This window comes from Vibrio sp. Isolate23 (assembly GCF_022398095.1).
Lineage (GTDB): Bacteria > Pseudomonadota > Gammaproteobacteria > Enterobacterales > Vibrionaceae > Vibrio > Vibrio coralliilyticus_A.
The window spans coordinates 43,519-66,270 of the sequence record NZ_JAKEUV010000005.1; the positions used below are offsets into that span (position 1 = coordinate 43,519).

At 43.9% G+C, this 22,752-nt stretch carries 20 protein-coding genes; 3 read left to right on the forward strand and 17 right to left on the reverse strand.

The genetic code is table 11. The features are described 5' to 3' along the window. Positions 1–51 precede the first annotated feature (51 nt). The 7 genes from deoC to L1D31_RS13880 form a co-directional block, all read right to left on the reverse strand. The gene (gene deoC / locus L1D31_RS13850) at positions 52–828 is read right to left on the reverse strand and encodes a deoxyribose-phosphate aldolase (RefSeq protein ID WP_038509854.1); all 777 of its coding nucleotides are present in this window, start codon (positions 826–828) and stop codon (positions 52–54) included. 264 nt (positions 829–1,092) lie between these two features. Then, positions 1,093–1,263, reverse strand: a complete 171-nt coding sequence (locus tag L1D31_RS13855; RefSeq protein ID WP_239837687.1) for a DUF1427 family protein — start codon at positions 1,261–1,263, stop codon at positions 1,093–1,095. A 353-nt stretch (positions 1,264–1,616) separates the two neighbouring features. Continuing rightward, a complete protein-coding gene (locus L1D31_RS13860; protein ID WP_239837688.1) occupies positions 1,617–2,879 on the reverse strand; it encodes a NupC/NupG family nucleoside CNT transporter in 1,263 nt (420 codons plus the stop codon). Between the two features lie 204 nt (positions 2,880–3,083). Beyond that, on the reverse strand, positions 3,084–3,857 hold the full coding sequence (locus L1D31_RS13865) for a TatD family hydrolase (RefSeq protein WP_239837689.1): 774 nt from the start codon (positions 3,855–3,857) through the stop codon (positions 3,084–3,086). Then, a complete protein-coding gene (locus L1D31_RS13870) occupies positions 3,857–4,006 on the reverse strand; it encodes a DUF5363 family protein (RefSeq protein ID WP_239837690.1) in 150 nt (49 codons plus the stop codon). Before L1D31_RS13870 ends, L1D31_RS13865 begins: the two co-directional genes overlap by 1 nt. A gap of 12 nt (positions 4,007–4,018) precedes the next feature. Beyond that, positions 4,019–4,792, reverse strand: coding sequence for a peroxide stress protein YaaA (gene yaaA / locus L1D31_RS13875; protein ID WP_239837691.1), 774 nt, complete (start codon positions 4,790–4,792; stop codon positions 4,019–4,021). Positions 4,793–4,892: 100 nt separating this feature from the next. Next, on the reverse strand, positions 4,893–6,323 hold the full coding sequence (locus tag L1D31_RS13880; RefSeq protein ID WP_239837692.1) for a sodium:alanine symporter family protein: 1,431 nt from the start codon (positions 6,321–6,323) through the stop codon (positions 4,893–4,895). A 705-nt stretch (positions 6,324–7,028) separates the two neighbouring features. Here L1D31_RS13880 and L1D31_RS13885 point away from each other — a divergent pair. Next, on the forward strand, positions 7,029–7,211 hold the full coding sequence (locus L1D31_RS13885) for a DUF3545 family protein (protein WP_239837693.1): 183 nt from the start codon (positions 7,029–7,031) through the stop codon (positions 7,209–7,211). 56 nt (positions 7,212–7,267) lie between these two features. On the opposite strand, the gene L1D31_RS13890 is transcribed toward L1D31_RS13885, so the two are convergent. From L1D31_RS13890 to nfo, 3 genes are all read right to left on the reverse strand, one after another. Beyond that, on the reverse strand, positions 7,268–7,819 hold the full coding sequence (locus L1D31_RS13890) for a hemerythrin domain-containing protein (protein ID WP_239837694.1): 552 nt from the start codon (positions 7,817–7,819) through the stop codon (positions 7,268–7,270). A 99-nt stretch (positions 7,820–7,918) separates the two neighbouring features. Beyond that, a complete protein-coding gene (ung, locus tag L1D31_RS13895) occupies positions 7,919–8,605 on the reverse strand; it encodes a uracil-DNA glycosylase (protein WP_239837695.1) in 687 nt (228 codons plus the stop codon). A gap of 243 nt (positions 8,606–8,848) precedes the next feature. Continuing rightward, positions 8,849–9,733 (reverse strand): deoxyribonuclease IV, encoded by an 885-nt coding sequence (gene nfo / locus L1D31_RS13900; RefSeq protein WP_239837696.1) that lies wholly within the window; start codon positions 9,731–9,733, stop codon positions 8,849–8,851. 321 nt (positions 9,734–10,054) lie between these two features. Between nfo and grcA the strand changes: the two genes are divergently transcribed. Then, positions 10,055–10,432 carry an autonomous glycyl radical cofactor GrcA gene (grcA, locus tag L1D31_RS13905; protein ID WP_239837697.1) on the forward strand — a complete coding sequence of 126 codons (378 nt, stop codon included), beginning with the start codon at positions 10,055–10,057 and terminating at the stop codon, positions 10,430–10,432. Positions 10,433–10,531: 99 nt separating this feature from the next. After that, positions 10,532–11,383, forward strand: a complete 852-nt coding sequence (locus L1D31_RS13910; RefSeq protein WP_239837698.1) for a LysR family transcriptional regulator — start codon at positions 10,532–10,534, stop codon at positions 11,381–11,383. Between the two features lie 6 nt (positions 11,384–11,389). Here L1D31_RS13910 and L1D31_RS13915 read toward each other — a convergent pair whose 3' ends face one another. The 7 genes from L1D31_RS13915 to lpxC form a co-directional block, all read right to left on the reverse strand. Beyond that, on the reverse strand, positions 11,390–12,172 hold the full coding sequence (locus L1D31_RS13915) for a TSUP family transporter (RefSeq protein WP_239837699.1): 783 nt from the start codon (positions 12,170–12,172) through the stop codon (positions 11,390–11,392). A 182-nt stretch (positions 12,173–12,354) separates the two neighbouring features. Then, positions 12,355–15,585: a carbamoyl-phosphate synthase large subunit gene (gene carB, locus L1D31_RS13920; protein ID WP_239837700.1), complete on the reverse strand. Its 3,231-nt coding sequence runs from the start codon at positions 15,583–15,585 to the stop codon at positions 12,355–12,357. A gap of 16 nt (positions 15,586–15,601) precedes the next feature. Continuing rightward, entirely contained in the window at positions 15,602–16,741 is a 1,140-nt protein-coding gene (carA, locus tag L1D31_RS13925; protein WP_239837701.1) for a glutamine-hydrolyzing carbamoyl-phosphate synthase small subunit, read from the reverse strand. Between the two features lie 532 nt (positions 16,742–17,273). Continuing rightward, positions 17,274–18,083 carry a 4-hydroxy-tetrahydrodipicolinate reductase gene (dapB, locus tag L1D31_RS13930; RefSeq protein ID WP_239837702.1) on the reverse strand — a complete coding sequence of 270 codons (810 nt, stop codon included), beginning with the start codon at positions 18,081–18,083 and terminating at the stop codon, positions 17,274–17,276. 128 nt (positions 18,084–18,211) lie between these two features. After that, positions 18,212–18,610, reverse strand: a complete 399-nt coding sequence (gene mutT / locus L1D31_RS13935; protein ID WP_239837703.1) for an 8-oxo-dGTP diphosphatase MutT — start codon at positions 18,608–18,610, stop codon at positions 18,212–18,214. A gap of 61 nt (positions 18,611–18,671) precedes the next feature. Continuing rightward, entirely contained in the window at positions 18,672–21,398 is a 2,727-nt protein-coding gene (gene secA, locus L1D31_RS13940; protein WP_239837704.1) for a preprotein translocase subunit SecA, read from the reverse strand. Between the two features lie 385 nt (positions 21,399–21,783). After that, positions 21,784–22,701, reverse strand: coding sequence for a UDP-3-O-acyl-N-acetylglucosamine deacetylase (gene lpxC / locus L1D31_RS13945; RefSeq protein WP_239837705.1), 918 nt, complete (start codon positions 22,699–22,701; stop codon positions 21,784–21,786). Positions 22,702–22,752 lie beyond the last annotated feature (51 nt).

Genomic DNA, 22,752 nt, shown 5'->3' on the forward strand with positions numbered 1-22,752 from the left:
AGAGCAAAAGGTAATGTGGTGAGCTTTCGCTCACCACATTCAGACTTTTAATTAGTACGCTGCAGGGTCTGCAGTCTCGTCTGTTACTTCTAATGTATTTAGTAGGTTAGTTAGCAGGCTTGACGCACCGAAACGGTAATGACGAGCATCAACCCAGTTGTCGCCCAAAATCTCATCAGCCATTGCTAGATACGCTGCTGCATCTTCAGCAGTGCGCACACCACCTGCTGGCTTGAAACCAACAGATTCTGCAACATCCATATCACGAATAACTTCTAGCATCATGCGTGCATATTCAGGTGTTGCATTGACTGGCACTTTACCCGTTGAAGTCTTAATGAAGTCAGCGCCTGCTTTGATTGAAATTTCAGAGGCTTTCTTAATTAGTGCTTCTTCTTTCAGCTCACCCGTTTCGATGATAACTTTCAGAAGAATGTCACCACACGCTGCTTTACATTGCTTAACTAGCTCGAAGCCTACTTCCTCGTTACCTGCCATTAGAGCACGGTATGGGAATACAACGTCCACTTCATCTGCACCGTAAGCAATGGCCGCTTTAGTTTCAGCAACAGCGATATCAATATCGTCATTACCGTGTGGGAAGTTCGTTACTGTCGCAATACGAACGTCTGGTGTACCTTGCTCGCGAAGTGTCTTCTTAGCAATAGGAATAAAGCGAGGATAAATACAGATCGCAGCTGTGTTACCGACAGCTGATTTTGCGTCATGACATAGTGAAATCACTTTAGCATCAGTGTCATCGTCATTTAGCGTTGTAAGATCCATAAGTTTAAGTGCACGTAGTGCTGCTGCTTTTAAATCGCTCATTTCTATCTCCGATCAATATTCATAAAAGTGTCTGCTCAACCTCATGTCGGTTTTGCAGTCATTAATGAACGGACTTGGTTCCCTGAAGACTTAGGGGTAAACAGCGAATTTGCCCCCAATTGCTATCCTTGTCACCGCACAGTACCAGTTTGGTCTATGGCACAACAATCTACGATTGCGGTGTCTAACGGTATCTGTAACCTTTGTCTGATGCCCAGACATAGTTACAACCAGCGCCGATCATACTCCTTGTATTAACAAGCGCTAGCTAAAAAACTTATCAATAATCCATTGATAAGTCACGCCACCAAGATAAACCCCAACGATTCCCATTACACCAGCTAATGCCGGTGGAGCGGGTATAGGTAACTTAATGGCCGAAAACAGGACTCCAACGACAAAGCCCGCTAGGGCTGCGAGGAAAACATCATTCATGAGTTTTACCCTACTCTCTATATTTACATACATTATAGATATTCGTCGCAGAACTGTAGTGGCTCATAGAGCGCAAACGGTTTGTATCTCAAAAAAGATTCTGTTCAACGTTTGTTCAATTCTTATCGACTCACAAACGCCATGAATCCGGCTGTCTGAATCCACTTCAGACTTATCTCGAATCAAGCCAAACACTCAATAAAGCTTGTATTCGAGTCTTTCCCTGACAAGAGCCTACTAACAGGCCTAGGAAGCAATAATCAGAGAAAGAAAAACAAAAAAGCCCCGTAGCACACAGTGTGTGTCTACGGGGCTTTTTAAAACGGCGTCTATATAATCTTTCGCTTACTTAATTAGAAAGATAGGAAGAAGCCAGCGATTGTCGCCGCCATTAGGTTAGATAGCGTACCAGCACAAACCGCTTTAACACCCATACGAGCGATGTCGTGACGACGGTTTGGTGCTAGACCACCTAGACCACCTAGTAGAATCGCAATAGAAGAAAGGTTTGCGAAACCACATAAAGCGAACGAGATAATAGCTGCTGTCTTAGTAGACATTACTTCACCCGTTGCTGGCACCACTTGTGCAGCATCACCAACGTACGGTACGAAGTTTAGGTAGGCTACGAATTCGTTAACAACCAGTTTCTGACCGATGAACGAGCCAGCGAGTGTTGCTTCTTCCCATGGCACACCAATAAGGAATGCTAGAGGCGAGAATAGGTAACCTAGTAGAATTTCAAGTGTTAGCTCAGGCATACCGAACCAACCGCCAACGCCACCTAGAATACCGTTGATAAGTGCGATTAGACCGATGAACGCTAGTAGCATTGCACCAACGTTTAGAGCAAGCTGTAGACCTACAGAAGCACCACCAGCCGCTGCGTCGATAACGTTTGCTGGCTTGTCGTCACCACCGTCGATATCTTTACCTAGATCTTCGTCAGGTGTTTCAGTTTCAGGCTTGATGATCTTCGCAAATAATAGACCACCTGGCGCTGCCATAAATGATGCAGCAACTAGGTACTCTAGAGGTACACCCATAGAAGCGTAACCAGCTAGTACACCACCTGCGACCGATGCTAAACCACCACACATTACAGCGAATAGTTCAGATTGTGTCATTTTAGGAACAAACGGACGAACCACTAGAGGTGCTTCAGTTTGACCAACGAAAATGTTCGCTGCTGCAGACATTGATTCTGCACGTGAAGTACCAAGCGCCTTTTGTAGACCACCACCAAGAATCTTGATAACCCATTGCATTACACCAATGTAGTAAAGTACAGAGATAAGTGCAGAGAAGAAGATTAGTGTTGGAAGTACTTGGAACGCGAAAATGAAGCCAATACCGTCAACTGAGAAGTTAACTAGGCTGCCAAATAGAAAACCAGTACCGTCTTTACCGTAGTCAATAACATTCTGAACACCAGCAGAGAAGCCAGCTAGAAGGTCACGACCCCAAGGTACGTAAAGAACGAAACCACCGATGATAAATTGGATAGCAAATGCGCCACCCACAGTTCTTAGATTGATAGCTTTGCGGTTATCAGACAGTAGTAATGCAATTCCTAGCAATACTGCCATACCGACTAGGCTCATAAACAGGCTCATAGTTTATGACTTCCTTATATGTTGTTTGTTGGCGTGTTACAAAATGGAGCTCTAAAGCGGAGGCAATTATACTCATCCGTCCATCTATAAAGTAATGCTGTCTTCACAGTTTCTAATAAGATTCATCATTCATTCACCTAATTACGTGAACAAGATCACCATTAACCGAACTACAAATCATAAAAAGAACATTTTATTTAGAAACTATTCACAAATACCGAACGCCTGATTGCTATTTTTCCAAACGTTTTCAGCAACCGTTTGCTTACTAGCATTCCGTAGATCTGCGAGACAAGACAAGGTTTGAGTTAACATTGCTGGATGGTTAGGCTTACCCTGATTCCCTAAAAGCGGCATATCCGGCGCATCCGTTTCGAGAACAAGACAGTCAATCGGGAGCTCAATAACAGCTTTACGCGTTTTTTGTGCTCTTGGGTATGTAATTACCCCTCCCACACCTATGTAAAAACCTAACTCAACAAACTGCATCGCTTGCTGATAACTCCCAGAAAAACCATGCAGAACTCCTCCGTACGAAAAACGAGACTGCTTAAGCAGTTGTAGGAGGCGATTGTGTGTTTTGCGGGAGTGAAGGATAAGTGGCAGCTTATAAGTTTTCGCCAATTCAATCTGCTGCATCAAAACGCGCTCCTGAATCTGGCTATCAACAGCCACTACTGCATCCAAGCCACACTCACCTACAGCAATGCATTTGTCAGGTTGTTGACTGATCAGCTCCGCTAGTCGATTTTGGAGGGTGTGGCTATCTGTATCGAGAAAATAAGGGTGTAAACCTAGCGCATAATATATCGATGGATATTGGGCTGCGAGTTGCTCAAGTCGACTCCAGTTTGATGGGCCAATAGAGGGGACGACAAAGCGTTCTACGCCTGATAGATTTGCTGACTCAATATGTTCAGCGAAATCGTTCTCAAATACCTTAAAGTCTAAATGACAATGAGTATCAAAAAGGCGCATTATCCTTGCGCCTTTTTGTTGGGTTCTGAAGTCTGGTGAACTGGGTCTGTACGATAAGGAACACAACTGCGTTTATTCTCTGGTGTTAGCCCCATCGACTGACACCACGCGTCGTATCGCGCAACCCATTGCTTAAACCAAGACATCATCTTTTGAATCCTTTATTGCTCTTCACGTTTAAAGACCAATTCGGTTGGTGAAGACTCATCCTCAACAAAATAATAGCCTGCCGTGTCAAACTTAGTCAGATCCGCAACGCTCTCAATGCGATTCTCAATAATGTATCGCGCCATCATGCCGCGCGCTTTCTTCGCATAGAAACTGATCACCTTGTACTGACCGTTTTTGCAATCTTTGAAAATTGGCGTAATCACCTGAGCATCTAGAGCTTTGGGTTTTACCGCTTTAAAATATTCGTTTGAAGCAAGGTTAATCAGAACATTATCACCTTGTTCTGTAATGGTTTGATTAAGCCTATCAGTAATCACATTACCCCAGAATTGATAGAGGTTACTGCCTTTCTCATTGGCAAGTTTCGTCCCCATTTCCAGACGGTAAGGCTGCATCAGATCGAGTGGCTTTAGTAGACCGTATAAGCCTGATAACATGCGTAAGTGCTTTTGGGCATAATCAAAGTCATCGTCTGACAAGCTTTGCGCGTCTAAACCAGTGTATACATCGCCTTTAAAAGCCAGAATCGCTTGACGTGAGTTCTCCGTCGTAAACGTCTCACTCCATTCCTGAAAACGGCCAACGTTCAAGTCAGCGATCTTATCACTGACTTTCATCAAACTCGCGACATCGGCAGGCGTCAGCTTACGACAGACATCAATCAGTTGTTTTGAATACTCGATCAATTCTGGCTGAGTAAATTTCTCTGTAGCCAGTGGAGATTCATAATCTAAGGTTTTCGCTGGTGAAACGACGATTAGCATGGCTTTACTCTATCCGTTCTGTTTTTGTTGGCTATAGGTTACAAAAAAAGCCATGCAATGTCTGCATGGCTTTTTGAATCGTTTTAATAGAGATTGGCTATTAATCTTTTTTGCTCTGATCCCAGATACCATCTTCCAACTGAGATTTCAGTTCAGGAAAATCGTTAGAATCAAATGTCGGCACTTTACCTTCACCTAACTGGCGGTTGTAGTCTTTTGCTAGTTTAATCACGATGCCTGAAAGAAGTAGGATCGCCACTAGGTTGACAATCGCCATCATACCCATTGACACATCTGCCAATGCCCAAACGATAGGTAGTGATGCTACAGCACCAAACATCACCATTGCCAATACAACCAGACGGAACACACCTAGGCCGGCTTTATGGTTATGCTCAAGGAAAATAAGGTTTGTTTCCGCGTATGAGTAGTTAGCAATGATAGACGTGAAAGCGAAGAAGAAAATCGCCACGGCAACAAAGATGCCACCCCACGAGCCCACTTGAGAGCTCAACGCAGCCTGAGTCAGTTCAATACCCGTGATCTCGCCATGTGGTACATACTCACCAGACATCAGAATAATCGCCACAGTCGCTGAACAGATCACTATGGTATCCATGAAAACACCAAGCATCTGAACGTAACCTTGAGAGGCAGGATGCGGAGGATAAGGTGTAGCTGATGCTGCTGCATTTGGCGCAGAACCCATACCCGCTTCGTTTGAGAACAAACCGCGTTTGATGCCATTAATCATCGCTTGTGCAATCGCGTAGCCCAAACCACCTGCAGCGGCTTCTTGTAGACCGAAAGCACTCTTGAAAATTAAGCTCAGTACGGCAGACAACTTATCGATGTTCGTAAACATAACAAACAGCGCCAGCAGTAGATACAGCAATGCCATCGCTGGAACAATCATTTCTGCTACACGTGCAATGCGCTTAATACCACCGAAAATGACCACGGCGGATAGCAGGACGACAGCAATACCGACATAGGTTTCATCCCAACCAAATGCTGTGTTCATTGCACCTGCGATTGAGTTCGCCTGAACGGCGTTAAATACCAAACCAAAAGCGATGATCAGGAAGATAGAGAACAGTACGCCCATCCAGCGCATGCCCAACCCTTTCTCCATGTAGTATGCCGGACCACCGCGGTAGTTACCATCATCATCTTTGGTTTTGTATAACTGCGCCAAGGTGCTTTCAGCGAACGACGTGGCCATACCCAGCATAGCAATTAGCCACATCCAGAAAATCGCACCTGGACCACCAGCTGTTAGCGCAACAGCAACACCAGCCATATTACCCGTACCAACACGCGCCGCTAAGCTAGTACACAATGCTTGGAATGATGAGATACCAGCTTTATCCGCTTTACGGCTGTTCTTTAGTACTGAGAACATGTGACCAAAATGGCGGAATTGGATAAACCCCAATCTAACAGTGAAATACACACCAACACCGACTAGGAGATAAACCAGAATAGAACCCCAAAGTAGGTCATTCATCAAATTAATTAAATCTGTCATAAGATCCTCGTAGTGAGTTTTCGCTGATCTCTGCTTCCCTGCCTTCCATCCAGTTGCAAACCAAGTGTCAATTCTGCTCAGTATTGTGGTTTAATTATTGTGCAACCTAGATATGTAAAACGCGCCTCATGCTTCCATTTTACGTATCAGCGTATTTTTTGACGGGCGGATAATGCAGTCAAGGGTATCAAAAATCAATATGCAAACAAGCACTTATTTATGTTATTTTTCACTATAAAATCACCAATAATTAACACAAAAAAGAACATAAAAACCACAAACTCAGAACATTAACATTAAAATTTAACAACAATAAAGAACACACAACTCCATACGAAATACGATAGCCGCAAATAATTGACACTCCTTTATCACCAAGGACTCAGAGAAGAGTTCAGGAAACAATTCGATCTGTAAATTCTGTTACTCAACCGCACTAAATACACACAATTGCATACCAAGGAAAAACGCAGTTTTTTTACACACTGCGTTAACATACGTTTTTTGAGAATTTAATCGTTTTCTATCGGTTGTTCGAACAAAAAACCATCAGATATAAGCCGTATTTCTGTGAAGCCAAGTCTAAAATGGCATGAAAACTTCATGGAATCGTAACAAATGAGAAACGAATCAAAGTTACTCTCCAAACAGAATGATATTTAAACAGTACCCCTTCAAAGAGTAATCATTAAAAAGAGGTAGCTTATGGAAGGCTTAAACTTTGAAGAAATCATGGAAATGGATTTTCCAAAAACTCGGGCAACACGCTCCAAACCTGCGAAGCGTAAGTGGCGTGAAATTGAAGCAATTAAGGACAGGCAAAGGCTTCAGCGTGAATTAAAAGATATGGACATCGGTTTTGATGACATTGAAGACCTAGATTACTAACATTTAAAAAGAGGCGCTTGGTAGCGCCTCTTTTTATTACGGTATATCTCTGCTAACTATATACACTCTTGATCACCCTGCCTAACACGACTGGCAAGTTGCTGATATTGCTCTGCAATAGTGTCGCCAAATACTGGATCATCTTCATTTATACTCCACAGCTTTTCGACGGCTTGCCAATCGTGCAGAGTAAATCTCTGATTAATGAGTGGCAATATTGACTGCTCCTCTAGATCTAAATGTCGCTTCTGATCCAATATAAAACCTTCCAGTTGCTGCACAAACATATCTTGAGGCACTACTGCATCCTGCAGAATCATATCTACCGTATCAAGAAAGGCATGCGTCTTGAGCGACAATGTTTGGTGCTCGATCTCTAGATTCTCAATATCTTGATGGTGACCATAATGTTCCAAATAATAGTGATAGAGGATATCTTCTTTAGGATGGTGGACACGCTCAGAGTGATGGGCCAAATAATCGACAATTTCTTTAACCAAACTGTAGTTTATGGCTTGCTCTTGTCTCAACAAGGCAATTTTTTGCCTCAATACTGCTAATAGCCGAACCATGTAACCATGTTCGCGCCTTATCCTTTCAATCATCATAGTGCTTCTCCTTAACACCTATTTTTAGTAAGTGTATAAGAGAAGCACAGTTCAAGTATTGATATTGCTCGAAAGTTAAGCAATTAGGCAATGTAATGGCTATACATTCACTTGCATTGGAAGATGCCAATCTATGGTTTGTTTGCCTTGAGATTCAAGAATTTGATTTGCTTGAGAAAAATGACGGCAACCAAAGAAACCTCGATGTGCGGATAATGGCGAAGGATGCGGCGCAGCTAATACATGATGCTTATTACGATCGATAAAGCGTCCTTTCTTTTGCGCATGGGAGCCCCACAATAGAAACACAACACCAGATTGATGTTGATTGATCGCTTCAATGACCTTATCGGTAAACATTTCCCATCCTGTTTTAGAATGAGAGTGCGCTTTACCCTGCTCTACCGTTAGAACAGTATTGAGTAACAGAACACCTTGCTCAGCCCAACTTTGAAGGTAGCCATGAGATGGGATTTGAAAACCATCAATATCCTGAACCAACTCTTTGTACATATTTACCAATGAAGGTGGTGTCTTGACACCAGGGAGTACCGAAAAACACAAACCATGCGCTTGTTTCGGACCGTGATAAGGGTCCTGGCCTAGAATCACCACTTTCACATCATTGAACTCTGTCGCCCGAAACGCATTAAATACGTCTTTAGCGGGAGGGAAAACGACTTTGCCGGCCGCTCTTTCCGACTCAACAAAATTCAATGTTTGCTGAAAATAATCCTGCTGCTTTTCTGCTCCAATGACATCATGCCATGTCAATGACGGGGTCATGCTCTGTTCCTTCTACTGTTTGCGCTACAATAATTGTCGCAAAAAGTTATGAAGGAACAAAGTGATAAAGTCAGCTAGTTTTTTGTGGGATCCTGTAATGCCCTTGACCAGTGACATGGCGGTTGGGTGTAGGAAGACGTGTTGAGCGAGCGATGGTATAGAAAGAAGTGTAAGGCATAGTGGCATCCTTATTTGTCTGAGTACCTACACTCACTATGAAAATTTGATGCCACTTTTGTTAGGTCAGGCGATTTCTTTGAGCCATGCTAAGTGATGCTGACGAATAAATTCGATTTCTTCAGGCCAACGTTCCGGCTCAATTGTTTCTAAAATCAAAGGAATATGATCAAATCGTGGATCTCTGGCTATGTATTCAAAACATGACCATCCAATTTCTCCTTTACCTAGAGCATGGTGGCGATCGACCCGGCTGGCATGCTCTGCCTTTGAGTCATTAATGTGCATTGCTCTGAGGTAGTGCATGCCAACAACTCGATCAAACTCAGCAAAGGTCGACTCACACGCTTCATAACTCCGAAGATCATAGCCGGCTGCAAACAGATGGCAAGTATCTATACAAACTCCAACCCTCTGCTTATCTTTCACCTTATCTATAATTTGTGCAATGTGCTCAAATTGCCAACCAAGGTTAGTTCCTTGACCTGCGGTATTCTCAATCACAGCTATAACATCAGGGACGGCTTGATGAGCGAGGTTGATCGAGTCAGCGATTCTTTCTAGGCACTCTTGTTCCGAAATCATCTTTAAATGACTGCCAGGATGGAAGTTAAGCAAAGTTAGCCCTAATTGATGGCATCGCTTCATCTCATCAATAAACGCCGCTCGAGATTTCTCTAGTTTTTCTTCTTCAGGAGCACCTAAGTTTATCAAGTATGAATCATGAGGAAGGATTTGATCGGCCTTAAACCCCAACTTCAAGCAGTTAGATTTAAAGGCGTGAATCGTTTTTTCTTCAAGTGGCTTAGCCGCCCATTGACGTTGATTTTTTGTAAACAGAGCAAAGGCATTAGCTCCGATTTCTTTAGCTCTTAGTGGAGCCTGATCAACACCACCAGCGGCAGAAACATGGGCCCCGATAAACTTATTACCGTACAAATTGTCTAACATTGTTGTTTTATCACTTTTGACTTTCACTATGCTGCATGAATTACAACAACTTATTGGTATTCGCTCAATACTAAACACTTAAATGTAGTAAATTTACAACAAACATAAGGTTGGAAAATTATTTTAAATATTAAAATATAATAAAATGTCATTGTTATAAAACAAATTATTGATTCACATCAAAATAGTAACCCTTCTAAAAGTAATGTTTTTGGTGGTTATTTGACTTAAATCAAAACTAATATACTCCTTTTGAGCTATATAATACGTAGCTCAATAAAACTCGGAAATTAACACCACAAATGTGGATAGGAGATGGTAATGATTCAAGGTATCCAAATTACTAAAGCGGCAAATGACGCACTATTAAACTCTATCTGGCTACTAGATAGTGAAAAGAATGAAGCACGATGTGTTGCTGCTAACTCAGGCTTTGAAGCTGACCAAGTTGTCGCAATTAAAGAGCTAGGCGAATATGAGAGCCGTGAAGTAGCAATTGAAGCAGCACCACGCATCGAAGGTGGTCAGCACTTAAACGTGAACGTTCTTAAGCGTGAAACTCTAGAAGACGCTGTCGCTAACCCTGAGAAGTACCCTCAGCTAACTATCCGTGTTTCTGGCTACGCAGTTCGTTTCAACTCACTGACAACTGAGCAGCAACGCGATGTCATCGCACGTACATTTACTGAATCTCTATAATTCTTAGATTTTGAATTTAATTTGTAAAGCGGCGTTCATTGAGCGCCGCTTTTTTATTAGGTACAGTACCCTCTCTCAGACTATCTTGGACACAATTCAATGCTGCTGGAAGGTATCGAAACACTGTTAGCACTAAGTAAAGCAAAAACAATGAGCCGAACCGGAAGCCAGCTCTATATAAGCCAATCCGCTGTCAGCAAACGCATTGCTAACCTAGAGAAAAAGCTGGGGAAAAAACTGATTGTACCGGATGGAAGGAATGTTCAGCTTACTCAAGAGGCGATCGACCTTATCGAGAGTATTGGCCCGACGTTCAATGAGCTGAGAGGACGCATCTATGAGCAACAATCGATGGCAGAAAAGAGCCTAGTCACCATTGATTGCTCTGAAACTCTAGTAGCCAGTTACCTTGCGGATATCCTTGGCCAGCACTTTAAATCGGATCCTTACATTCGCATCACCACCAATCACACACCAAGAATCGTGGAACATGTTCAGTCCGGGAAGGCTCACCTCGGTATTTGTGCTGGCTTACTTCCACCTCAACATGGATTAAAAACATTTCACCTTCTCGATGAACCTTTCTTTATTGTTTCTGATCGTCCACTAGAGCAATTACCAAACACCATCATTACTAATGATCTTGCTAATACCGCCAATACGTATCAGTTAAAGATTCTCAAAAGGCTGAATATGACACCTGTGATGGAAATGGATTCCTATGCTGCGGCGGCTCAACTGGCACTTGCTGGTATTGCACCTGCTTTGGTTCCTCTCTCAGTTATCAAAACCCTTAAGATCGACCAATGTCACTGCCATCATTTCGCTCAGTTACAGCCGCTCTATCGACCTCTGCATGTCTGCTTACGAGCTTCTTCCTATAAGAACCAACGAATCAAAAACTTAGTCGATAATGTCGTGACTTCCGTTGCGAAATCGGCGCTAGAGTAATCGGTTTTAAGCCAATAAAGCGAACAACCAATCCGAGTGTTCTTGCCACAACAACTTTGCAGCCATCAGCATCGACATTGTTATCACTAAAGGGCGAATCCATTTCTGTCCTTTCGCTACCACTACTTTTGCCCCTAGTTGAGCACCAATAAACCCTCCTATAGCCATCACAAGACCTAATTCCCAAATAGGCAGTCCAGCAAAAATAAAGAACAATAGTGCGGCAATATTAGACGTGAAGTTAAGAACCTTGGTACGAGCGGTGGCATCTACCAGAGAAAAATGACCTAAAGCAACAAAGCAAACCGTAAAGATGGAGCCTGTTCCCGGCCCAAAAAAACCGTCATAAAAGCCCACTCCGCCTCCAACACTGAAAGCAAACATGGCTTCTGAGATGTTCGCTTCACCGGAGTGCTGTTTGGTTTTAGGCATCAGCAGAAAGTAGAGCGAAATAGCGACCAGTAAAATCGGAATCAGACTCGTCAGTACACCCGTATCTATATACTGTACAGCTTCAGCACCAACCGCCGAACCAATAAACGTACAGACAATAGCAAGACGCATCTCTTTAATACTGACGATGCCGTTCCGAACGAAATACCAACTGGCTGAAAAGCTGCCAAATGAGCTTTGCAGCTTATTGGTCGCAAGCGCCTGTGTCGGCGACACACCAGCGGCCAGAAGCGCAGGTAGAGTTAACAAACCACCGCCACCAGCCATAGCATCAATAAAGCCTGCAACCGTAGCTACAAAGAAAAGTATCGTCAGTATTTCGAGTGTGAGTTCCATTGTCTATCAATTGGTTATCTATATCTTTCACTCAAAATATCACTAAGTTAATAATTCTCTTAGAGAAAGATTAGACTTTAACTCATTCCTATTTTTCAACAGTAAACAGACAAAAAAGCCCGCTCAAAAGAGCGGGCAATGAGGTTGTCATATAGGCTCCGTTGCGAGCCTACTGATTGTTATTACGCTTCGTTCTCAGCGACTTTAGCGTGCAGCTCTTGAACTGATGTAACCGACGTTTTTGCATCTGCTGTGTGAGCCATACATACGGCAAACGCTGCGTTAAGTGTGGTTGTGTAGTTCACTTTCTCAGCCAATGCGCCGCGACGAAGAACTTTTGAATCTTCAATCGACTGACGACCTGCAGTCGTATTCACGATATAGGTGTACTCGTTGTTCTTGATGCGGTCTAGGATGTGTGGACGACCTTCGTGTACCTTGTTAACAAGACGAGGGTTGATGCCCGCTTCACCTAGGATTACCGCTGTACCGTGTGTTGCGTCTAGCTGATAACCAAGCTTGGTTAGCTTAGATGCTAGGTCAACGACGCGCTGCTTGTCGCCTTCGCGAACAGACAGTAATGCGCGGCCGCCTTCTGGGTAAACATTGCCACAACCTAGCTCAGCTTTAGCGTAAGCTTCTGCGAAGGTCGCACCCACACCCATAACTTCACCAGTAGAACGCATTTCTGGGCCTAACAGTGGATCAACACCTGGGAACTTGTTGAACGGTAGTACTACCTCTTTCACTGAGTAATAAGGCGGGATGATCTCTTTAGTAAAGCCCTGAGACTCTAGAGATTGACCAGCCATGACACGTGCAGCGATCTTCGCTAGTGGCGCACCTGTTGCTTTAGAAACAAACGGTACAGTACGTGCAGCACGAGGGTTCACTTCGATTAGGTAAACTTCGTTGTCTTTCACGGCAAACTGGGTGTTCATCAGACCACGTACACCAAGCTCAAATGCCAGCTTCTCTACTTGCTCACGCATCTTATCCTGAATTTCCTGACTTAGCGTGTAAGCAGGTAGTGAACATGCTGAGTCACCAGAGTGAACACCTGCTTGCTCGATATGCTCCATGATACCGCCGATAACCACACGCTCACCGTCACAGATAGCATCGATATCCACTTCAGTTGCGTCATCTAGGAAACGGTCCAGAAGCACTGGCGATTCGTTCGACACGCTCACCGCTTCGTTGAAGTAGCGACGTAGGTCTTGCTCATCGTATACGATTTCCATCGCACGACCGCCAAGTACGTAAGATGGGCGTACAACCAATGGGAAGCCAATCTCTTTTGACTTATCAACCGCTTGCTCGATAGTCGTTACTGTCGCGTTTTCAGGCTGTAGAAGGCCCAGACGGTCAACCGCTGCTTGAAAACGCTCACGGTCTTCCGCACGGTCAATTGCGTCAGGGCTAGTACCTATGATTGGTACACCTGCTGCTTCTAGTGCACGAGCGAGTTTCAGTGGTGTTTGACCACCGTACTGAACGATAACGCCTTTTGGCTTTTCGACACGTACGATAGAGAGTACATCTTCAAGTGTGACAGGTTCGAAGTACAGACGGTCTGAAGTGTCGTAGTCGGTAGATACTGTCTCAGGGTTACAGTTAACCATGATAGTCTCAAAGCCATCTTCACGTAGAGCAAGTGAAGCGTGTACACAACAGTAATCAAATTCGATACCTTGACCGATACGGTTTGGACCACCACCCAAAACCATGATCTTGTCTTTATCTGTAGGCTGAGCTTCACACTCTTCATCGTAAGATGAGTACATGTAAGCGGTATCAGAAGAGAACTCTGCCGCACAAGTATCCACGCGTTTGTATACAGGGTGGATATCGTACTGGTCACGTAGTCGACGAATCTCGCTTTCAGACACGCCAAGAATTGAAGATAGACGTGCATCAGAGAAGCCTTTACGCTTCATCTTACGAAGCACATCTTCAGTCAAGCCAGCAAAGCCGCCGGCTTTAACTTGGTTCTCTAGGTTAACCAGCTCTTCGATTTGAACTAGGAACCAACGGTCGATTGCCGTTAGATTGAATACGCCATCTACTGACATACCAGCACGGAATGCGTCCGCGATGTACCAAATACGCTCTGCACCAGCTTCTTTTAGTTCATGACGAATTGTGGTTAGTGCGTCAGGCGCATCGAGATCAACCATTTCGTCAAAACCATTGGCACCAACTTCAAGGCCACGAAGCGCTTTTTGTAGAGATTCTTGTTGGTTACGGCCGATAGCCATAACCTCACCAACGGACTTCATCTGAGTGGTCAGACGGTCGTTAGCACCTGCAAATTTCTCGAAGTTAAAGCGAGGAATCTTAGTTACTACGTAGTCGATTGTTGGTTCGAATGACGCTGGAGTCGCGCCCCCCGTGATGTCGTTCTGTAGCTCATCAAGAGTAAAGCCAACGGCCAGTTTCGCTGCGATCTTAGCGATTGGGAAACCTGTTGCTTTAGAAGCAAGAGCAGAAGAGCGAGATACACGTGGGTTCATCTCGATGATAACCATACGGCCATCTTTCGGGTTGATACCAAACTGTACGTTTGAACCACCAGTCTCAACACCGATTTCGCGCAGTACTGCTAGAGATGCATTACGCATCAACTGATATTCTTTGTCCGTCAGAGTCTGGGCCGGTGCCACTGTGATTGAGTCACCCGTGTGGATACCCATTGGGTCAAAGTTTTCGATAGAACATACGATGATGCAGTTGTCCGCTTTATCACGAACCACTTCCATCTCATACTCTTTCCAACCGATCAGCGATTCATCGATTAACAGTTCATTAGTTGGCGACAGGTCCAAACCACGACGACAAATCTCTTCGAACTCTTCTTTGTTATAAGCGATACCACCACCAGTACCACCCATAGTGAACGAAGGACGAATAATACATGGGAAGCCAACCATATCGAGAACTTGGTAAGCTTCTTCCATACTCTTCGCGGTATCTGCACGAGGACACTCAAGGCCAATAGACTTCATCGCTTTATCGAAACGAGAACGGTCTTCTGCTTTATCGATAGCGTCAGCTGTCGCACCAATCATTTCTACACCGAACTCTGCAAGTACGCCGTGTTTCTCAAGGTCTAGTGCACAGTTAAGCGCCGTTTGGCCACCCATTGTTGGTAGTACTGCATCTGGGCGCTCTTTTTCGATGATCTTGCGAACCACTTCCCACTGGATTGGTTCGATGTAAGTTGCATCCGCCATGTCTGGGTCAGTCATGATGGTTGCAGGGTTAGAGTTTACAAGGATAACTCGGTAACCCTCTTCACGCAGTGCTTTACATGCTTGAGCACCAGAGTAGTCAAACTCACATGCCTGACCGATAACAATCGGGCCTGCACCTAGAATTAGAATACTTTTTAAGTCAGTACGTTTTGGCATTCTCTACTACTCCGAATTAAGCGCTGTGTTGTTTGATTAGTTCGATAAAGTGGTCAAATAGTGGTGCTGCGTCGTGTGGACCAGGGCTTGCTTCAGGGTGACCTTGGAAGCTGAATGCTGGCTTGTCTGTACGGTGGATACCTTGTAGAGAGCCATCAAATAGTGACACGTGAGTTGCACGTAGATTCTCAGGTAGTGTTGCTTCATCCGCAGCGAAACCATGGTTCTGAGAAGTAATCATTACAACGTTACGATCTAGGTCTTTAACTGGGTGGTTAGCACCATGGTGACCAAATTTCATCTTCACTGTCTTAGCACCTGATGCCAAAGCTAGTATTTGGTGACCTAAGCAGATACCAAAAATAGGTAGACCTTTTTCTAGGAATACTTTGGTTGCTTCGATAGCGTAAGTACATGGCTCTGGGTCACCAGGACCATTCGATAGGAATACGCCATCTGGGTTTAGCGCCAACACCTCTTCTGCACTGGTTTCAGCTGGAACGACTGTTAAGCGGCAGCCTCGGTCAACAAGCATACGCAGGATGTTTCGCTTTGCACCGAAGTCATAGGCAACAACGTGATATGGCAACTCGCTGTCGTCTTGCGCCTCAGGAAGTCCACCCTCGAGCGTCCACGAACCTTGTTTCCATTGATACGCTTCTTTTGTTGTAACTTCTTTCGCAAGGTCCATACCTTTTAGGCCAGGGAATTCTTTCGCTTTAGCTAGCGCTAGAGCCTCGTCTAAATTGTTACCCGCAACGATACAACCGTTCTGCGCACCTTTCTCTCGCAAAATGCGAGTCAGCTTACGAGTATCGATATCAGCAATGCCGACGATATTTTGCGATTTAAGGTAATCAGAAAGGGATTGTTCACTGCGGAAGTTAGAAGCGATTAGAGGGAGATCGCGAATCACAAGGCCTTGTGCATGAATGGAAGAGGATTCTTCGTCTTCGGAATTGGTTCCGGTATTGCCTATGTGAGGATAAGTGAGTGTGACGATTTGTTGGGAATAGGAAGGATCAGTGAGGATTTCTTGGTACCCCGTCATCGAGGTATTAAAAACAACTTCACCAACGGACGAACCATCTGCTCCAATGGAAACACCGTGGAACACTGTCCCATCTTCTAGGACTAACAGTGCTGATTTACTCAAGACAACCTCCAGAATAAAAATGCAAAAATAATAAATTAAACTGCAAATCTGCCTTCCTTCACGCTGTAAAAAAGCGTTTTTAGGTTATTTAGACAAATTGGCGGTATTCTAATGAGGCGATATGAATGTGTCAACAGAGACATAAAAATAAATTAAATATTTAGAGCACTTAAAAGAAAAAACCTTTCAAGATGCCCAAAAACATCACTTTAGTTGTTATTTACTTGCTAACAGGTGAAGGTTTTATGAAACACCTTATTTTTCCATCATCATGAATCACAGTTTTTATCTTAAAAAATGCGCAAACGATGAACAAACAAAAAAGAATGCAACTTTTAAGGCCTAAACACCAATTAAACAACATAAGACACAAAACAAACAACAAACATAACTAAAAAAGAGCACTGTAACTTGTTGATGAACTAGGTTGCGTTCGTTTAACACAAAAAGCGCCGGGCAAGCCCAGCGCATAATTATTTACTTTAAGTGATTTAGCTAATTTTAAATCTAAGAGACAAACAAGTAATTAAACTCACAGTTCATTCAGACCTAGTACATCAGTCATTGTATAAAAGCCCACAGGCTTCTCATCTAGCCAAACGGCGGCTTTAACAGCACCATTAGCAAAAGTCATACGGTCAGTCGCTTTATGGGAGATCTCCACACGTTCACCAATATCAGCAAACATAGCGGTGTGCTCACCGATAATGTCACCAGCACGAATGGTCGCAAAACCAATTTCATTTTTAGTACGTTCACCTGTGATGCCTTCACGAGCATAGACAGCAACGTCATTGAGCTTGTTGCCCATAGCGTCAGCTATCGCTTCGCCCATGCCGATAGCTGTGCCAGACGGTGCATCAACCTTATGACGGTGATGCGCTTCAACAATTTCGATATCGCAGTAATCACCCATTACCTTGGCGGCTTTTTCCAACAGCTTAAATACTAGGTTAACGCCCACTGAGTAGTTAGGTGCCATTACGATAGGCACATGCTTAGCGAACTCATCTATTTGCTCACGTTCCAACTCAGTAAATCCAGTCGTTCCGATAACAATACTTTTGTTATGCTGCTTACATAATTCGAGATTAGCAAGTGTGCTCGAAGGCGCAGTAAAATCAATGATGACATCAAAGTTAGCAATATCTTTTGTCAGATCATCCGTCAATACGACATCAAACTTTCCTTCACCACATAGCTCACCAATGTCGACACCAACTAAAGATGACTCAGGTCTCTCAGAGCCAGCCCCTACCTGAGACTGTGAATTCAGATAAGTCGCTTTAACTAAGTTTCGGCCCATACGGCCAGCCGCTCCTGCAATTGCAATACGTACCATTGCACCTCTCCATTATTCTCATTACTTTTGCGTAGTGGATTAAAACTACCAACATTAAGTGCAGCTGGCTAGAGTGTGTTGATCTTTCCTGATTAAATTTTAAAAAATGATCAACCACCTAAAGGCTATCAAGAAAATTCCTTCATGACTCGCTGCAAGATTGGCATGTTTGCTTCAGGAAAAGCGTAACGACTTAATTCCGCAACGCGAACCCAAGCGCCTTGCTGCCCTTCTTTACCGTAAGGGGAATGTTCAAATTCCATCACGCAGATAAAATCGAACTTAAGCGACTTGTCTGGATAATCGAACTCGAGATGTTCGAATAGACTCAGCTCTGTCGCTCGAATTCCTACCTCTTCGTCTAATTCACGAACAATGGCTTGTTCGATCGTTTCCCCAGACTCGACTTTTCCACCTGGGAACTCCCAAAAGCCACCTTTATGCTTTTCATCTGGTCGTTTCGTAATAAAAACCTCTGACTTATCTCGGTTAAAGATAATGGCAGCAACAATATGCGTACGTTTCATTGTATTTTTCCTTAAAAAAAGAGCCGCCTAAGCGACTCTTTATATTTACCTTAGAACAGGATCAACTGCTAATTTGACCATGACACTGTTTGTATTTCTTACCGCTACCACATGGGCAAGGTTCATTTCGACCAACTTTACGTTCTTCACGAACCATTGGTTGATGAATGTCTTCGGCTTTTTCACTATCAGAAAGCTGATTTTCAGCTGATGCGTGCTGTGCTTGAGCTCGTCTAGCCGCTTCTTCCGCTTGCGCACGACGCTGTGCTTCCATACGCTCCACTTCTTCTTGCTGCTGGACACGAACTTTCGAAAGAATCGTGATCACATCTGACTTCAGAGAATCTAATAGCCCCTCAAAAAGTTCAAATGACTCACGCTTGTACTCTTGTTTCGGGTTCTTCTGTGCATAGCCGCGTAAGTGAATACCTTGACGAAGGTGATCCATTGCCGCCAAATGCTCTTTCCAAAGTGTATCCAGTGTTTGCAGCATGACAGATTTTTCAAAGTTACGCAGAACCTGCTCACCAACCACCGCTTCTTTCTCTTTATAGACAGTAACCGCTGTTTCCAGGATCTTCTCACGAAGTGCTTCTTCGTATAACTTATCGTCTTCTTCCAGCCATTGCTTGACGGGTGCATCGAGATCAAAATCGTTTTTCAAACGCTCTTGTAGACCTTCAACATCCCACATATCTTCTAAAGACTGCGGCGGAATGTATTCATCGATCACAGCAGTGAGCACATCAGCACGGTTTTGCTCGATCATCTCGCTGATGTCTTCAACAACCATCAACTCATCACGAAGTTCATAAACAACCTTACGCTGGTCGTTAGCAACGTCATCGTATTCAAGCAGCTGTTTACGGATATCAAAGTTACGCCCTTCCACTTTACGTTGTGCTTTTTCGATGGAACGAGACAACATCTTAGATTCTATCGCTTCACCTTCTTCCATACCGCTTTGAATCAAACTTGCCATACGATCAGAAGTAAAGATGCGTAGCAGTGAATCTTCCATGGATAGGTAGAAACGTGAAGAACCCGCATCACCTTGTCGACCAGAACGACCACGTAACTGGTTATCAATACGGCGTGATTCGTGACGCTCGGTACCGATAATATGAAGGCCGCCCGCTTCCAGCACTTTATCGTGAACTTCTTTCCAATCCGCTTTAATCTTGTCTATTTGCTCTTGAGTCGGATTGTCTAGTTTTTCAACTTGAGCTTGCCAACTACCACCTAGCACAATATCCGTACCACGGCCTGCCATGTTGGTTGCGATTGTTACAGCCCCCGGAGTCCCTGCTTCTGCAACAATTTCAGCTTCTTTTTCATGGAATTTAGCATTAAGTACGTTGTGCTTAATTTTAGCTTTCTTAAGCGCATTAGATAGAAGCTCTGACTTCTCAATAGAAACCGTACCCACCAGCGAAGGCTGGCCTTTCTCTACTCGCTCTTTAATGTCTTCAATGATAGCAGCAAACTTTTCTGCCTCAGTACGATAAACCACATCTGGCATATCGTTACGAATCATAGGTTTATTCGTTGGAATCACGACCGTTTCTAGGCCATAAATCGACTGGAATTCGAATGCTTCCGTATCCGCAGTACCAGTCATACCTGACAATTTTTCATACAAGCGGAAATAGTTCTGGAATGTAATCGAAGCTAAGGTTTGGTTCTCGTTTTGGATCTTAACGCCTTCCTTCGCTTCAACCGCTTGGTGAAGCCCTTCAGACCAACGACGACCTGGCATAGTACGGCCGGTATGCTCGTCGACAATAACCACTTCGCCATTTTCGTTGACGATGTAATCAACGTTCTTTTCAAACAACACATGCGCACGCAGTGCTGCATTAACGTGATGTAGCAGACTGATGTTTGCAGGAGAATACAGAGTATCTCCCTCTTCCATCAGGCCATTTTTGATCATCAGCTCTTCAACAAACTCCTGACCCGTTTCTGTCAGATGAACTTGCTTCGACTTTTCATCTACCGTGTAATGTCCATCACCACGATACTCTTCCGAATCTTCTTGATCCTGCTTTTGTAAGTTAGGAATCAAAGTATTAATACGAGTGTAAAGCTCGGAGCTGTCTTCTGCTGGGCCAGAAATAATCAGAGGCGTACGCGCTTCATCAATTAGGATGGAATCCACTTCGTCAACAATCGCAAAGAAGCGCTCACGTTGAACACGATCTTCGGCACGGAAGGCCATATTGTCACGCAGGTAGTCAAAGCCAAACTCGTTATTTGTGCCATACAAAATGTCAGTTTGATATGCCTCTTTTTTCTCTTGGGGAGGCATGTTCGGTACGTTGACACCAACCGTCATTCCAAGGAACTCGAACAGAGAACGGTTAGTCTCAGCATCGCGTTTTGCTAAGTAGTCATTGACTGTCACAACGTGAACAGCGCCTTTCAATGCATTCAAATAGGCAGGTAGCGTTGCTGTCAGAGTTTTACCTTCACCAGTTCGCATCTCAGCAATCTGACCAGCATTTAACACCATACCACCAATAAGCTGGACGTCGAAGTGACGCATACCATATACACGCTTTGATGCTTCGCGAACTGTCGCAAACGCTTCAGGTAGAAGTTTGTCTAATGTTTCACCCTGTTCAAGACGCTGGCGGAACTCAACTGTTTTCGCTTTCAACTCTTCGTCAGAAAACGCTTCAAACGTAGGTTCATAGTTATTAATTTCTTTTACAATCTTTCTAAGGCGACGTAACGTGCGGTCGTTGCGACTGCCAATTACCTTTGTCAGTAGCTTAGTTATCATTTGCTATGCATCTCTCTTTACTTAGATCGGGCCCGATCTACATTCTGTGCCTTCAGTCTCTAACAGTTTTGAACTAAGAATACTGAGATAAATCACTTTACCCAGATATTGCGATGAGAACTATATATTTCAAGGCTTAAGTGGCGGTTAGTTTAAGGAATTTTGCCTCTAACAACCAATAACAAGGTTATTTGTTTGAAGCATTCTTTATTTTTTGAGGTTATATGGTGGATGTTTATACGCTGATAAGGCATCTCTTCAATTTTCGCGGCTTACCGTACTCTAAAGTCGGCCACGCGATTCTTCTTTCTCAGCAGGCAGATTTTTGCCGTGCGGCAAACAAAAAAGCCAGACTTTCGTCTGGCTTTTCAAAACTTCATACTTATTATGCAACAACCACATTAGGCTCGGCGAAGGCAACTGGAGAAGTCGCTTCTTCTTCGAACGTTACCCACTCCCACGCTTCTTGATCTGCTAGAACAGAACGCAGCAGTTGGTTGTTTAAGCCATGTCCAGACTTAAACGCACGGAACTCACCAATGATTGGATGACCACACATGTAAAGATCGCCAATCGCATCCAACACTTTATGAGTGACAAACTCATTATCAAAACGAAGGCCTTCTTCGTTTAGAATTCGATATTCATCCAGTACAATGGCACAGTCAAAGCTACCACCTAGACATAGATTCTGAGACTGTAAATGTTCGATATCTCGCATAAAACCAAAAGTTCGAGCACGAGAGATATCTTTTACAAAGCCTTGCGATGAAAAATCAAATAATAAATGCTGTTCATCAGATTCAATCGCGGGATGGTTGAATTCGATTTCAAAGTCCATACGGAAGCCATTGAAAGGGACAAATTCAGCCCACTTATCACCGTCTTCAAAGCGAACAGGCTTTTTAATACGAATAAAGCGTTTTGGTACGTTTTGCTCTTCAATGCCAGCTTGTTGAAGGAGGAATACAAAAGGGCTAGCACTGCCATCCATAATAGGAATTTCCGGAGCATCGACCTCAACCACAATGTTGTCTATGCCCATACCAGCAAGAGCTGCATTGAGGTGCTCAACGGTTGAGATACGCACGCCTTCATCGTTCACCAATGCCGTACAAAGCATGGTGTCACGAACTGAAGCTGGGTCTGCTGGGAAATCAACAGGAGGATTTACATCCGTACGGCGGTAAATGATACCTGTATTTGCAGCCGCTGGGCGAAGAGTAAGTGTGACTTTACGACCAGAGTGGAGACCCACACCAGTTGTTTTCACTATTTCTTTCAGAGTACGTTGTCTGATCATCTGCTTGCCTCAGTACTAATTGCTACAAAACACGGTCAATAAGCAATATTG